The organism is Paenibacillus sp. FSL R10-2796 (genome assembly GCF_037965315.1).
Classification (GTDB): Bacteria; Bacillota; Bacilli; order Paenibacillales; family Paenibacillaceae; genus Paenibacillus_AQ; species Paenibacillus_AQ odorifer.
Genome location: NZ_CP150178.1, coordinates 2,025,387 through 2,041,158, shown reverse-complemented (window position 1 = coordinate 2,041,158; position 15,772 = coordinate 2,025,387). Strand labels below are relative to the sequence as shown.

Annotated in this window: 11 protein-coding genes; 1 reads left to right on the top strand and 10 read right to left on the bottom strand. The window is 46.0% G+C overall.

Annotated features, from left to right (window positions below; all coding sequences use genetic code 11):
- Positions 1 to 101: 101 nt before the first annotated feature.
- From ptsP to NST58_RS09100, 10 genes are all read right to left on the bottom strand, one after another.
- Positions 102 to 1,814 carry a phosphoenolpyruvate--protein phosphotransferase gene (gene ptsP / locus NST58_RS09145; RefSeq protein ID WP_076126376.1) on the bottom strand — a complete coding sequence of 571 codons (1,713 nt, stop codon included), beginning with the start codon at positions 1,812 to 1,814 and terminating at the stop codon, positions 102 to 104.
- On the bottom strand, positions 1,807 to 2,082 hold the full coding sequence (locus tag NST58_RS09140) for an HPr family phosphocarrier protein (RefSeq protein ID WP_076126374.1): 276 nt from the start codon (positions 2,080 to 2,082) through the stop codon (positions 1,807 to 1,809). The genes ptsP and NST58_RS09140 overlap by 8 nt, the downstream gene beginning before the upstream one ends.
- Positions 2,083 to 2,180: 98 nt before the next feature.
- Positions 2,181 to 4,247, bottom strand: coding sequence for a glucose-specific PTS transporter subunit IIBC (gene ptsG / locus NST58_RS09135; RefSeq protein WP_339247424.1), 2,067 nt, complete (start codon positions 4,245 to 4,247; stop codon positions 2,181 to 2,183).
- A gap of 265 nt (positions 4,248 to 4,512) precedes the next feature.
- A complete protein-coding gene (locus NST58_RS09130; protein ID WP_076126370.1) occupies positions 4,513 to 5,391 on the bottom strand; it encodes a PRD domain-containing protein in 879 nt (292 codons plus the stop codon).
- 411 nt (positions 5,392 to 5,802) lie between these two features.
- Positions 5,803 to 7,395, bottom strand: coding sequence for a flotillin family protein (locus tag NST58_RS09125; protein ID WP_081392480.1), 1,593 nt, complete (start codon positions 7,393 to 7,395; stop codon positions 5,803 to 5,805).
- Positions 7,395 to 7,931 carry a protease gene (locus NST58_RS09120; RefSeq protein ID WP_076184696.1) on the bottom strand — a complete coding sequence of 179 codons (537 nt, stop codon included), beginning with the start codon at positions 7,929 to 7,931 and terminating at the stop codon, positions 7,395 to 7,397. Before NST58_RS09120 ends, NST58_RS09125 begins: the two co-directional genes overlap by 1 nt.
- Positions 7,932 to 9,515: 1,584 nt before the next feature.
- On the bottom strand, positions 9,516 to 10,679 hold the full coding sequence (locus NST58_RS09115; protein ID WP_076184697.1) for an iron-containing alcohol dehydrogenase: 1,164 nt from the start codon (positions 10,677 to 10,679) through the stop codon (positions 9,516 to 9,518).
- 163 nt (positions 10,680 to 10,842) lie between these two features.
- The gene (locus tag NST58_RS09110) at positions 10,843 to 12,423 is read right to left on the bottom strand and encodes a UDP-glucose--hexose-1-phosphate uridylyltransferase (protein WP_076192848.1); all 1,581 of its coding nucleotides are present in this window, start codon (positions 12,421 to 12,423) and stop codon (positions 10,843 to 10,845) included.
- 54 nt (positions 12,424 to 12,477) lie between these two features.
- Positions 12,478 to 13,464 (bottom strand): UDP-glucose 4-epimerase GalE, encoded by a 987-nt coding sequence (gene galE, locus NST58_RS09105; protein WP_036680993.1) that lies wholly within the window; start codon positions 13,462 to 13,464, stop codon positions 12,478 to 12,480.
- Positions 13,465 to 13,468: 4 nt separating this feature from the next.
- The gene (locus tag NST58_RS09100; protein ID WP_076126360.1) at positions 13,469 to 14,644 is read right to left on the bottom strand and encodes a galactokinase; all 1,176 of its coding nucleotides are present in this window, start codon (positions 14,642 to 14,644) and stop codon (positions 13,469 to 13,471) included.
- 218 nt (positions 14,645 to 14,862) lie between these two features.
- Between NST58_RS09100 and NST58_RS09095 the strand changes: the two genes are divergently transcribed.
- The gene (locus NST58_RS09095) at positions 14,863 to 15,729 is read left to right on the top strand and encodes an AraC family transcriptional regulator (RefSeq protein ID WP_076126358.1); all 867 of its coding nucleotides are present in this window, start codon (positions 14,863 to 14,865) and stop codon (positions 15,727 to 15,729) included.
- Positions 15,730 to 15,772 lie beyond the last annotated feature (43 nt).

The window sequence follows — 15,772 nt, the reverse complement described above, 5'->3', positions numbered from 1 at the left end:
GTTAAAAAACATAAAAAAGCCGACCTCCAGCCATCGGAAGTCGGCAATAGTAGTTGGAAAAACAGTAGAACGCTAAAACGGATTAATGCATGCGTAAAAAGTTACTTAGCGATACTTTGAACAAGCGCAGCGACTTCTTCAGCCGTGCCAAGCTGCAACGCTTTTGCAGCCAAATCCTTCATGTCGGCAGCCGACAATTTAGATATTTGACTACGCGCTGGCAAAATGGAAGTTGCACTCATGCTGAATTCGTCGAGACCAAGACCCAGTAGCAGCGGAATAGCTGTTGCGTCACCAGCCATTTCACCACACATCCCCGTCCATTTACCTTCTGCATGGGCTGCATCAATTACATTTTTGACCAAACGCAGGATGGCTGGATTGTAAGGCTGATACAGGTAAGATACCTGTTCATTCATACGGTCCGCAGCCATTGTATATTGAATAAGATCATTCGTACCGATACTGAAGAAATCAACTTCCTTAGCAAACTGGTCAGCCAGTACAGCAGTTGATGGAATCTCAACCATTATGCCAAGCTGAATGTTGTCTGATACTTCCTTACCTTCTTCCCGAAGCTTAGCTTTCTCTTCGAGCAAAAGATCACGTGCAGCACGGAATTCACCAAGCGTAGCTATCATAGGGAACATAATGCGAAGATCCCCGTGAACACTCGCTCTTAGTAACGCGCGTAATTGAGTACGGAAAATATCCTGACGATCCAGGCAAAGACGGATCGCACGGAAACCAAGGAAAGGATTCATTTCCTTCGGAAGGTCAAGATAAGGCAGCTCTTTATCGCCACCGATATCCAGGGTACGTACGACTACCGGCTTACCCTTCATGTTCTCAAGTACAGTACGGTAGGCGTTATATTGAATTTCCTCAGAAGGCAGCTTATCGCGACCCATGTAAAGGAACTCAGTGCGGTACAGACCTACACCTTCGCCACCATTCTCAATGACACCATTCACATCATTTGGTGTACCAATATTGGCAGCTAGCTCAACATGTTTACCGTCTGCTGATACTGTAGGTTCGTCGCGAAGTTTCTTCCATTCTGCGATTTGCAAGTCGTAAGCTTCCTGCTTGCGAGTGTACTCTGCCACTTCAGCTTCGCTAGGATTGATCAGAACGTCTCCGTTCAGACCATCGACAATCACCAAATCGCCAGAATTCACTTCTGACAGAACCGTTTTAGTTCCCACAACCGCTGGAATTTCCAAAGAACGTGCCATAATTGCAGAGTGAGAAGTCCGTCCACCGATGTTCGTTGTGAAGCCTTTAACGAACTTACGATTAAGCTGTGCTGTATCCGATGGTGTTAGATCTTGAGCAATCACGATTACTTCTTCACTGATTTCTGCAGGACTTACATAATGAATGCCCAGCAGGTGGTTCAGCAAGCGCTTGGTAACATCACGCATATCAGCTGCACGTTCCTGCAGATAGGCACTCTTCATATTTTCGAACATCTCAATGAATTGCGTAGCCACTTCGTTTAGCGCATAGTCCGCGTTAACCGATTCCTCACGGATTTTATCAATTACAGGATTGATCAGCTCTGGGTCATCAAGAATAAGCAGATGTGATTCGAAAATCTCAGCCTTTTTCTCCCCCAGCTCTGCCAAAGTACGCTCTTTAATCGTTTGCAGCTCCACTCTTGATTTGGCGAGTGCATCATTCAACTTAGCGACTTCTGCTTCAGTATCACTGATACTTGTCTTCGTAATCGTATAATCCGGATGTTTCAGGATAAAAGCACGGGCTACTGCAATCCCTGCTGAAGCCGCGATTCCTGAAATCTTATTCATGGATTTCCCCTAGCCCTTCTTTAATCATTACTTCTTGAAGAGCGTTCAAAGCTTCTGCTTCTTCGCTTCCTTCAGTAATCAAAGACAAAGTATCTCCAGCTTCAAGACCCAATGACAATACGCCAAGAATGGATTTCAAAGTTACTTTTTTACCTTTAGCTTCTGCATATGCTTCTGTACCTTTGAATTTTGTTGCTGTATTTACCAAGGCAGTTGCTGGACGTGCGTGAATTCCATCTTCATCGACAATTCTGAATGTTTTTTGCATAATATTATCCAACTCGCTTTCTGTTATTAAAGTATTTTAAATTTATAGTGAAAGCTTCGCTTCCTTGTATGAACAAGGAAGCATCGGCCCTTGCACTTTTACTGAATCGTAATGATGTCTTGGTCTCCTATAGAAACCTTACCCGGCTTCTTCAATGTTACAGAAGAGCCTTCTGGTAAATTAGAGAAAATAACAGGTGAGATTACAGAAGGTGCATGTGCTTTTACATACTCTAAATCCACTTCCATAATCGGTTGTCCAGCCGCTACAAGATCGCCCTCTTCAACTAATACCGTGAAGCCTTGACCTTTAAGCTTAACCGTATTAACCCCAATATGAACGAGCACTTCCTTGCCTCCGTCAGACATAATACCGATGGCATGTTTGCTCGGGAACACGTTAAATACCTTACCGTAAACCGGTGAAGCAATCTTCCCATCTTCGGATAGGAACGCGAAGCCGTCGCCCGTCATTTTTTGGGAGAATACTGGATCTGGCACCTCTGTGATATCCAACAACTCACCGTTTACTGGAGATACGATATCTTCCTTGATAATCGCTTCACCAGCTTCACCTGCCTGTTGTTCTTCTTCTGGCTCTGGAGCAACCACTACTGGAGCTTCTGAAGCCGCAGGTGTCTTTCCGTTAATCACATCTTGAATCTGCGATTTAATCGTATCTGAACGTGTGCCAAAAATCGCTTGAACGTTATTACCCACTTCCAGCACACCTGATGCACCAAGTTTCTTAAGACGGTTCTTGTCTACACCTGCCTTATCTTTAACTTCAACACGAAGGCGGGTAATACAAGCATCTAGATGAGTGATGTTTTCTTTACCACCTAGAGCGGACAAAATGTTCCGCGGTAGATCATCACCGGCTCTGGAGACAGACTCCGTATTCACTTCTTCTTCATTGGTATCTTCTTCACGACCCGGTGTCATAAGATTGAATTTCCGAATTACAAACCGGAAGCCGAAGTAATAAATTAAGGCAAGGACCAGACCTACCGGAATGACCAGCCACCAAGCTGTACGGTTCGGGATAATACCGAAGAGCACAAAATCGATAAAGCCACCCGAGAATGTCATGCCGATTTTAACATCCAGAATATGCATAGTCATAAAGGACAGACCTGCAAACACAGCATGTACAGCGAACAGCAACGGAGCCACGAATAGGAACGAGAATTCGAGCGGCTCAGTAATCCCTGTCAAGAACGATGTCAATGCCGCGGAAATCATCAAACTTCCGACGATCTTTTTATTCTGAGGTTTAGCTTCATGATAGATAGCCAAAGCCGCTGCTGGAAGACCAAACATCATGAATGGATATTTACCTGTAGTAAATGTCCCTGCTGTGAAGTCTACTCCATCGCGAAGCTGCTGCATGAAGATCCGTTGGTCACCACGTACCAATTCTCCAGCTTTATCAACGTAGGTACCAAATTCATACCAGAATGGAGAGTAGAAAATGTGATGCAGTCCAAAAGGAATGAGCGAACGTTCGATCGTTCCGAAGATAAACGCTGCAAGCGTTTTGTTCGTATCAATCATACTTTGTGACACATAGTTCAGACCATGTTGAATAGGTGGCCATACTATTGTCAGTAACAAACCCAAGATTAGAGCTGTTACCGCCGTCATGATCGGTACGAAACGTTTACCTGCGAAGAAACCTAGGTAAGAAGGAAGCTCAATTTTGAAGAATCGCTTGTACATGGCCGAAGCCAATATCCCGACGAGTATACCTCCAAACACCCCTGTTTGCAGTGTTGGAATCCCTAATACGCTGGCATACGAGAAGTCGCCTTGGCTCAGGACGTAATCATTAACACCAATAACTGTACCCATCGTAATGTTCATTACGAGGAAACCGATAATGGCAGCTAGACCCGCAACACCTTCACCGCCGGCTAAACCTATCGCAACCCCCACCGCGAAGAGTAAGGCTAGATTATCAAATACAATTTGTCCTGAGTTCATCAATACGTTGGCAACAGCCTGAACAACATGGTTCTCCAGTGCTGGAACATATTGCAGGAAGTCTGGGTTTACCAGCATGTTTCCTATTCCAAGAAGCAAACCTGCCGCAGGCAGAATAGCTACTGGAAGCATCAGAGCTTTACCAACTCTTTGTAAAACACCAAACAACTTTTTAAACATTTAGGTTACTCCTTTCATTAATTTCACTAAAACAGATGCCAAAAAAGGCATGAGCAACACAGTATAGAAGTTGTAATCTAACGCTATCGTTAGATTGCCCCAAGAAGGGGGTTAACAACCAAAATACTGTAATTCACTCATGCCTGATCGAATCAGTTACACGCTCGATATTCTGTTTTGTTGATGACAGTGAACATTGTAGCATCGTTTTTTTTAAGTGGCAAGCGTTTTTTTTGAAACCATGATTTGTTACAACTTTTGCACTTTAAGGAGCTTCACCATTCTTGTCCATATCTTGTTCGTCCACTTTTTTCTGGGCAATACGCTGCAGGTGAATCGTCAAATAACTCACCTCAGCTTGATACACGGGAATTCGCACACGCTGTTCGATAATTTTTGTTAATTTCCAAGCCAACGAATACATCTCAGGATACTCCCGTTTCATGAGTCCATCCAGGGTTGAGGTCTCTTGTACCGCCTCTCCACGGCGTAATCTTTCTAGAACGAATCGCAGATGGGTTACCAGTCTTGAGTAATCAAGTGAATCACGTGGGATTCGATAGTCCAGATAATTCTCGACTAACCCAACCAGCTCTCCAATCAAGAGAGAATGTTGTCTAACCTCGGAAATTTGCCTATTACTAAGTGCGCTGACAATATGAAGAGCCACAAAACCTATCTCATCCACCGGCAATTCCACGCCCATAGCCTCATTGATCCGTCCAATCGCATATTCTGCCATCTTATATTCCTCAGGATAAATCTCCTTAGTTTCATACAAAAATGGATTATGAATTGGGATATCTTGTTCAAAACGACGGATAGCAAAGGAAATATGGTCGGTAAGTGCAATGTGAATATGCTCATTAAGCGGCTGACGGCTACAATGCATAATATGTAATACTATTTCTTGAACGACCTCAATCAACTTCTCATCCACTTGGGGAAGAAGCTGTTTATATTGTTCCTGCTCCTCCTGGCTGCGAAGAATAAACATCTTCTCCACGGAGGATAGATTAATCTGATCACGCAGCTTGCGGTTAAACCCTATCCCTTTACCGATAACTACAACCTCGGAATATTGAGGATGCTGGGCAATGATAACGTTGTTATTCAACACCTTCGCCACTGTTATGCTACTCATTTTTGACACCTCTTTTATTTCTAAACACCTAACTTCCAGCAGCATACGCAATAAGAAATCGTACGATGAATACAAGCTTTGCTACCATCATAACACCAAGAATTGCATATTAGAAGAACACTCTGTGTCCTTACTAAGCTAGTAGATCAGAGTGAACAGCCTTAAAGGCTTTTATTTTACCTGAAAAAATCTTTAAACACCAGTGAAAGCGTCGATGTCTATATATACAATAATTCCCACGGGATGCCGATAAGCTATAAAGCTTCATCAAAAATCACCTGTAAACGCATGAGCTTTTTATCATGTTGTCTAATTTAGATCAAAACAGATCAAAACATAAAGATTAAGGTATGACCAGCAGCTTTGCCAGTCATACCTTAAGTAAATTAAAACCATATAAATTGCATTAAACTATTTTTCCTTTTGTTCAGGCACAGAAGTTAAAGTCTCGCTGGCTGTACTAGATGTTGCTGATGGCTGAATATAAGTTGCAGGTGTAGCTGGTGCAACAGGTGCGACTGGTGTAACTGATGCTCCTTTGCTTCCGGAAGCTTTAGAGGTCAACCCCTTGATCAGTGCCTCTACATCAATCCCTGAGACGCTCTTCAACATCTCTGGAGCGGTGGACATTAGCTGAGTCACATAATTGCTGACCCGGGCTGCACCTTCTCCGTTACCTGTATCTACAACGGTAAGTTTATCAATAGATGCCAGCGGCTTCGCAATTTGGCCAGCCAAATCAGGCAGCATTTTGACGATGATATCGAGCACCGCTGCTTCGCCGAATTTCTGGAAAGCTTCCGCCAGTTTCTCTTTGGCTTCTGCTTCCGCTAGACCACGCAACCGGATAACCTCAGCATCCGCTGTACCTTTAGCCAGCTCTGCATCCGCCATCGCTTGACCTTCAAGACGCTTCTGCTCAGATGTCGCTTTAGCTTGCGTTTCAATACTATATTGCAAGGCATCTGCCTCACGCATTCTCTTCGCCTTATCGGCTTCCGCCGCTTGCTCTACTGCATAACGATCCGCTTCTGCTTTTTTCTTCACTTCAGCATCATACTGCTTCTCGCGAACTTGAATTTCTTTGGCTTGCAAATCGATTTCACGTTCCTTACGTACCAGCTCAACCTTCATCTGTTCTTCAACAACGGTCTGCTTTGCACGTGCCTCTTGAATATGATAAGCCTGATCGGCTTCCGCTTTCGCTGTATCCTGATCCCGTTTAAACGCAGCCACCTTAAGCTGGTTTTCCTTGGAGGCTTCGGCAATATTCGTATCCCGCAGCAGCTCAGCTTTTTGCCCTTGCTCTTCTGCGTTTGCCTTTTGAATTCTCGCATCCCGCACTGCTTCTGCTTCAGCGATCTCTGCATCCCGCTTCACAGCAGCTATCCGCGGTTTACCCAGTGCCTCTAGATATCCATGTTTGTCTCGCACATCCTTGATGGTAAAGGAAACAATTTGCAGACCCATTTTCTTAAGATCACGTGCCGCCACGCCTTGAACCTCTTGCGCAAAGCGGTCACGGTTACGATATACTTCCTCAACGGTCATCGAACCGAGAATGGCCCGCAGATGACCTTCAAGAACCTCTTGTGCTTCGCTCTTCAGTGCTTCAATCGGTTTGCCCATAAATTGCTCAGCAGCTGTCGCCACATCTTCCGTTGAGCTACCCACTTTAATGATCGCTACGCCGTCGGCAATAACCGGAACCCCTTGTTCGGTGTATACTTCCGGGGTCGTCACATCGAGTTTATGAGAAAGAAGCGACATAAATTCAGCCTTCTGAAAGACTGGGAGTATAAAGGCCCCGCCCCCGCGTACAATCTTTATTTTACGACCAGAACCATCGTCTGAAATATGATTTTTCCCTAAGAACGACCCCGTTACGATCATCCCTTCATCGGGTCCAACCGTTTTGTAACGTGCCCAGAATGCGATACCTAGCACAAACAAAACAGCAACGACAACAGCAGGGACTAACAAATACTCAGGAATACCGAACATTAAAGATCCACTCCTCTTCTCTTTTCGAATTCTGACACCAATGCAACGCCTTCTCTAACCTCCACTACAACAACTTTAATCCCTGCCGGAAGCAGCTCATGATCAAAGCTTGCTGCCGTATGCAGGCTATTGCCGGCGCCAAACTTTACCATAATCTCACCATAACCAGTGGCGGGAACAGGAATTGTGATTTCCCCGATCTTGCCAGGCAGATCACTCATTGAGAAACCATTGGACATTTCGCTTTTTTCCATGGGCTTAACCACCCCTAGATACATAAGTACTCCCAAAAAAGCGGCGGCTAACAAAGACAAAGCAATGATCGCCCCAGCTTCCAGAGCGCTGTACCGGGTTAGAAGAATGCCCGCTCCGCCGAACACGGTTATTCCTCCTGCCAGTACGGTGGGATTCAGAAAATCTACGGATACGAAATCAAAGACCCCATGCAAGGCATCTCCGATCAGATCTCCCACCAGGACGCTGACTATGGCAAATATGACGCCTAGCGCCAAGCAGCCTAAATACAGCGTTTGCATTTTTGTTTCCTCCTGTCTTCAATCAGGACTGTCATATTACATTAAACGTACAAAGTAGGTCCTTGGTTTCACAATCTTTGGATATTCACCCAAATAAGTTCCATTCAGAGGATAAGCATGCTCACATTGGCACTATTTTATTACATATGCTGGGTTGTCCTAAAGGCCGTTCAATAGTTGGTGGAGCACGGATTTTTGTTGGTAACACTCTCGCGCGTATGAAGAGGCTATGTTGCTTTCGCGCCTCGGCACCTCGGCCTATCGGACTCAGCAGACCCTATTCGACGATTTATCCGACATTGGGTATGCTATCGGACCGCATAGCCTCTGTTGGCATAAAAACCAGCAAATATAAGACCATTTCGAAGTAATAGTGTCTCTGGTGTCCGAAAACTTGCTCAAAAGGCTGAAAATTCGCATATAGCGTCAGCTGGGTCCGTAGGGTACGCGTGTATTGGTAGAGGAATCAGTCGTGAGGGGATCTTACAAACCCTAGTTGGTTAGGTATCACTCTCGCGCGTATGAAGAGGCTATGCTGCTTTCGCCTCGGCCTATCGGAATCAGTAGACCCTATTCGCCGATTTATCCGACATTTGGTATGCTATCGGACCGCATAGCCCCTATTGGCATAAAAACCAGCAAATATAAGACCATTTCGAAGCAATAGTGTCTCTGGTGTCCGAAAACTTGCCCAAAAGGCTGAAAATTCACAGATAACGTCAGCTGGGTCCGTAAGGGTAGGCCGTATATTGGTAGAGGAATCAGTCGTGTGGGGATCATACAAACCCTAGTTGGTTGGGTAACACTCTCGCGCGTTTGAAGAGGCTATGCTGCTTACGCACCTCGGCCCATCGGACTCAGCAGACCCTATTCGCCGATTTATCCGACATTTGGTATGCTATCGGACCGCATAGTCCCTATTGGCATAAAAACCAGCAAATATAAGACCCTTTCGGAGCAATAGTGTCTCTGGTGTCCGAAAGTTTGCTCAAAAGGCTGAAAATTCGCATATAACGTCAGCTGGGTCCGTAGGGTAGGCGTATATTGGTAGAGGAATCAGTCGTGAGGGGATCTTACAAACCCTAGTTGGTTGGGTAACACTCTCGCGCGTATGAAGAGGCTATGCTGCTTACGCACCTCGGCCCATCGGACTCAGCAGACCCTATTCGCCGATTTATCCGACATTTGGTATGCTATCGGACCGCATAGTCCCTATTGGCATAAAAACCAGCAAATATAAGACCATTTCGAAGCAATAGTGTCTTTGGTGTCCGAAAACTTGCTCAAAAGGCTGAAAATTCGCATATAGCGTCAGCTAGGTCCGTAAGACTCCCGAGGACGGTCGACGGATTAGATTACGGGTGCGAACAGTGATAGATGAGGTACGCCAGCGGCAGCGGAGGTTCGGTCAGCGGCAGCGAAACCTTGGGATGAAAGCGACCGAAAAGTATAGCAAGAGGAGCAAGTCACACTAGACCATAAACACAAAGAAGCGAATCCTCCATAACGGAGGATTCGCTTCTTTGACATTCTATTGTGGCTTCTAGAATAAAGAGAAATGGTCTCTTTTCGTAGAAGAGTTACTTACAAAGCCATTTTATAAATCTCAACTACATCTTCACGCTCAAGCTTGCGGAAATTACCAAATGCTCCGAAACGAACAGCCTTGTCAGCCATACTGCCGATCTCGCTGTCATCAATATCATAATCTCCGAGCGTCTTCGGCGCACCGATGGAATCCCAGAAATTACGCAGAGCCTCAATACCCTCCAGCCCGATTTCTTCATCAGTTTTGCCAGCAGGTTCAACTCCGAACACATTTACTGCAAGCTGACGGAAACGCGCAGGGTTTGTGCTGAGATTATATTTCATCCATTGCGGGAACAGAATCGCCAAACCTCCGCCATGCGGAATATCGTATACAGCCGACACTGCATGCTCGATATTATGAGTCGCCCAATCCCCGGCAAAACCCATGCTGACCATTCCGTTAAGCGCCATCGTACCGCAGTACATAATGGTCTCACGCAGCTCGTAGTTGTTCAGATCTTCGATAAGCTTCGGCGCGGTTTCAATTACAGTGCGCAGCAACGTTTCACAGAACCCGTCTTGTACCGGTGTATTGCCGTCTGTATGGAAATAGTGCTCCAGTACATGTGACATGATGTCCACCATGCCATAAACGGTCTGATCACGTGGCAGAGAAAAAGTGTTCTCTGGATCAAGAATCGAGAATGCCGGGTAGGCATGCACGCTGCCCCAGCCCATTTTTTCCTTAGTAACCTCGTTTGTGATTACGGAGCCGTTATTCATTTCAGATCCCGTAGCAGCCATTGTCAGCACTGTGCCCAGTGGAAGCGCGTCTTGGGCCGCTGCTTTACGCTCTACAAAGTCCCACATATCACCATCATATTTCGCTCCAACAGCAACAGCTTTTGCGCAGTCCAATACGCTTCCGCCCCCTACTGCGAGAACAAGGTCAATATTATGCTCCCGGCACAGCTCTACGCCTTTATGTACTGTGGAAAGACGTGGATTGGGTTCTACTCCAGAGAGTTCAGTCACTGTAGCGCCTATTGAACTCAGCTCAGCAACTACTTTATCGTACAAACCGCTGCGCTTGATACTGCCGCCACCGTACATCAAAAGCACATTTTTACCGTACTTAGGAACCTCCGTCTTCAAGGCTTCAAGGGTACCCTGTCCAAAAATCAGCTTGGTAGGATTATAAAATTCAAATTTACGCATATGTGTAAACCTCCAGTAGTTAATTCATAATGTCTTACTCCTTCGTATTATAAACCTCTGGTTACCCGCATTCAAATTAGGTGGCTGGGTTTCGTCATTCCGAATAAAAAAAGATGCCCCAAGCCCATAGGCTTGAGGTCATCCTTAAATCCAAATTCACTTACTACAGAGCGCCGAAGCTTGTTACGAAACGGCGGAAAGCCGCTTGACCTTCTGGAGTCCGTTTGTAAACGCCAGCGTGTTCAAGAATATGCGTAAACTTGATGCCAACTTCGTTCTGCACAATCTTGAGCGCTTCCTCGTGTTGCAGTGCAGTTCCGAATCGCTCCACCAGCTCCTGAATCCAAGCCGCATGCTGCGCAAGAGAATGACTAGGGTCATTCTTCACCGCTTCTAACAGCGCTTGATCTCCTGCAAGAATACCTGCGATGGAATCGAGTTCTTCCTTCAAACGGCCTGGCAGAATCGCCAGTCCCATAACTTCAATCAAGCCGATGTTTTCTTTCTTGATATGATGCATTTCCCGGTGTGGATGAAAAATCCCTTCAGGATATTGCTCATTAGTCCGGTTATTCCGCAGCACAAGATCCATCTCGAAGCTGCCGTCCTCGGCCCGGCGTACGATAGGAGTAACGGTATTATGAGGTTGTACTTCACCGTCAACCTCACTAAAGGCTAGCACTTCCGCCTCTGGATCGCTGTAGGCTTTCCAAGCTTCGTAAAGCGCATTTCCGCATTCCAATAGAACCGCAGGATCTTCTCCATTTAAGCGCAATACGGACATCGGCCATTTTACGATATTAATGCTGACACCCGGATAAGAAGCATGTGTAAATGTATCTTCCTTAGGCGCTTTTTGAATCGGGAATGTGTGGCGTCCGCCCTGAAAATGGTCATGCGTCAGAATAGAGCCGCCAACAATCGGTAAGTCTGCATTGGAGCCAATAAAATAATGCGGGAATGATTCCACGAAGCTAAGCAGCCGCTTCAAGGTATCCTTGGTAAGCTTCATTGGCACATGATCATGATGGAATACTATACAGTGCTCATTGTAGTAAACATATGGCGAGTATTGGAAGAACCATTTTTCATTATTCAGGTTAAGCGGAATGATACGCAGGTTCTGGCGCGGCGGATGATTGATCCGTCCGGCATAACCTACATTCTCACGGCACAGCAGACATTTCGGATAGACTGGCGGCGGGAGCAGCCGAGCCATTGCGATTTCCTTCGGATTTTTCTCAGGCTTGGACAAATTGATCGTCATTTCAATGTCTCCGTACGGCGAATCCTGCAGCCAGTAGACATTCTTCGAGATCCGATCCATCCGAATATAGTTCGAATCAATGCTCAATTTATAAAAACGATCTGTAGCCGCGGAGATGCCTTTTTCAGCGGTCAGACTATAGAACTCAGCATTTACATCCGAAGGACGGGCCATGAGAAGTCCCATAATCTTGGCATCCAGCAAGTCACGGTAAGTATCACTATTCTCTGGGATCAATCCGATTTCAAAACCATAATCAATCAGTGCATCGAGTGGAGCCTGCGGCCCTTCCAATGGACTTTGATCGATATCACCTACATGCGGCTCACTGAAACCAAACTGTTCGAGCAGCACATTACGGCTATAATCTTCATCGGATGGAGCTATAAGCTGCTGGCGCAGTGCGAACAGAACAAGCTGCTCAATCGCATGTAATGCTTTCTGGCCAGCAGGTGTAATCTTATTCTCGTTGTGCATTTTAATTCTCCTTAAGTAGGGTCTCAAGTTCAAGATAAGCTAACCTAAAGTCCCTTATTCTCCGTATCCTTGCGGATTGGCAGAGTGCCAGTTCCATGCACTTTGAATGATATCTTCCAAATCTGCATGCTGCGGGTTCCATCCAAGGACGCTACGCGCTTTGTCGGAGGAAGCTACCAGCACAGCCGGATCGCCGGCACGGCGTTCTTGAATGACTACAGGAATTTCAAGTCCAGTAACCTTCTTCGCCGTTTCAATCACCTGTTTTACCGAGAATCCAAGTCCATTGCCCAGGTTGAAAATATTGCTGCTGCTTCCGCTGCGCAGATAAGTTACCGCACGGACATGGGCGTCAGCCAGATCGCTGACATGGATGTAGTCGCGCACACAAGTACCGTCTTCTGTAGGATAGTCATCTCCGAAAACTGCGATACTGTCACGTTGCTTCAAGGCCGTTTGCAATACCAGCGGCACCAAATGACTTTCTGGACGATGGTCTTCACCGATTTTGCCACTGGCATGTGCGCCAGCTGCATTGAAGTAACGCAATGCTACGTATTTGATGCCCAGTACTTTGTCAAACCAAGCCATCATCCGTTCCATGGTCAGCTTAGTTTCTCCATACACATTGGCTGGTTCAGTGCGGTCTGTTTCTTCAATCGGCACCTTTTCCGGTTCGCCGTAGGTTGCGGCAGTGGACGAGAATACGATCTTGTTCACGCCAGCTTTTTGCATAGCTTCTAGAAGACATTGTGTACCATATACGTTGTTGTCGTAATATTTTACAGGGTCCTTCATGCTTTCTCCGACCAAAGAGCTTGCAGCAAAATGGATAACCGCTTCAATCTCATTTTCAGCGAACAGCTTACCCAGCAGTTCTTTATCACGCAGATCACCTTCGTACAGCTTGCCACCCAGCAGTGCCTCACGATGCCCTGTTAGCAGATTGTCGATGACCACCACTTCTTCGCCACGATCCAGCAGCTCCGCTACAGTATGAGACCCAATATACCCTGCTCCACCTGTTACTAAAATCGCCATCTGATTACACTCCCTTCAATTCTTGGACACCATTACCGATGCCGCAAACGTAGAACTCGCCAACCAAACCAGATCTTGTGGTATAGGCTTCACCAACTTCACGAATAAAACGTTCTATATCATCTTCATGTACCAAAGATACTGTACAACCTCCGAAACCCGCGCCAGTCATACGGGAACCGAGTGTACCTGGGATGCGCCCAGCTTCTTCAACCATAATATCAAGCTCTGCACAGCTAACTTCATACAAATCGCGCAAGGACGCATGCGAATCATTCATAAACTGTCCAAACTGCTTCAGATCATTGTTTTTTAATACCTCAACGGAATCTAGCACGCGTTGATTCTCTTCTACAACATGGCGAGCGCGGCGTCTTACAATTTCGTCTGTGATTTTATCTTGATGTGCTTCGAACTGTTCACGATTAAGCTGTGCCAGATAAGCTAGTGAAGGCACTTCTTTTTGCAAAATAGCCAATGCCTCATCACACTGCTGACGGCGTTCATTGTACTTGGAATCTACAAGCCCTCTGCGTTTGTTCGTGTTGCCGATAACCAATTTGTATGAACCTGTGATGAACGGTACCAAATTGTACTCAAGTGTGTCGCACATCAGCAGGATCGCATGATCGCGTTTGCCGTTAGCAACTGCGAACTGATCCATAATTCCGGAGTTTACACCTACGTACTGGTTCTCAGCACGCTGGGACAAAAGTGCAATCTCAACAGTGTCTGTATCGCCACCTTCGAGAGTCAGGAACGCATAAGCAGTAACGACTTCAAGAGAGGCCGAGGAGGACAAGCCTGCTCCATTCGGAATATCGCCATGGAACAGCAGATCGTACCCTTTGGATACTGGTGTGCTTTTCTTATCCAGCTCAACCATTACCCCAATCGGATAGTCAATCCATTCACCCGTTTTGGCCTTGCCAATTTCGCTATAATCAATAGAAGCTTCGTAAGGAAAATTAGTTGATGCAAAATTCACTTTGCTGTCACTACGTGGACGCACAATCAGCGTTGTACCGAATTCCAAAGCTGCGGGAAGTACATACCCGCCGTTATAATCCAAGTGCTCTCCGATGAGATTGACACGACCTGGTGCATAAAACACCTTAGCCTCTTCCCCGCTCACCCCATATTTTTCAATAAATTTGTTATTAAGTTCCTGTATGCTCATTAATGCCACTCCATCCTTTCGCTGCTTCAGCCAGTGGGAATTAGTAAAGCGTTCTTTATGTACTCATTATAATAGATTCATTCATCCTCTGATAATGCAATCATGTGTGTAATGTATGGATAAATGTGACTTCCCATAATATAATAATTACATATATTACTGTTACTCTCTAAACTATAAGCCATTAAATGACATTAACACAAGAAAGGCTGTCCCAAATGGAGCATACTTATTCCGTAGGATCCAATCCAGTGTATTACGATAAACAGAACCTTCATGTACTGTTTGCCGGCCAGAGTCAGACCCTGCCCATGCATCAAGCTGGACCCAAGATCTATGATTATTATTTGCTGCATTTCATAGAATCTGGCTCGGGCGTTTTCCGTACAGAACATCATAAATATGAGTTGGGTAAAGGGGACTGCTTCTTGATCCATCCGGGACAATTAGTCAGTTACGTCTCGGATAAAGACCAGCCCTGGTGCTATCGCTGGGCAGCTTTTACTGGCAGCGAAGCTGACGATCTGGTGCTGCAGACAGGGTTCACACCACAACAGCCTGTGGTGACTACAACAGGTGAAAGCCTCATTCCAGGTGCCCTATCCAGCATCATGCAAGCCTTCAACGCCAACAAAGAGAGTGCCCATCTGACTTCGCTTGGCTATCTCTATCTCATTGTCGGCGAAGCAGCTGATTTGCTCTCTTCCTTCTCTCGTCTTCCCGGCGCAGAATCACAGGTTAAGCGTACTGTGAAGCAAATGATCCACTACATGGCTTCTCAATATGCGCACCCGGTCTCTATTGAACAAATGTGTGATACGCTGGGTTATAATCGAGCCTACCTGTCCCGTGTATTTAAGCAAGAGACCGGATTATCTCCGGTGACCTACTTGCTGAAGCTGCGGATTGAAAAGTCCAGACAACTGCTGCGTGAACGACCGGAGCTGTCCGTGGAACAGGTAGCAGCATCTGTGGGGCTCACCGATGCTTTATACTTCTCTCGCCAATTCAAACGGTTTTGTGCCCAGTCACCGACGGCTTACCGGATGACTACAACGAGACAAGCAGAGAAACCTGAACGTTAGTTTGCCCTTTAATCCGTAAATCCATAAATCCATAAATCCACTA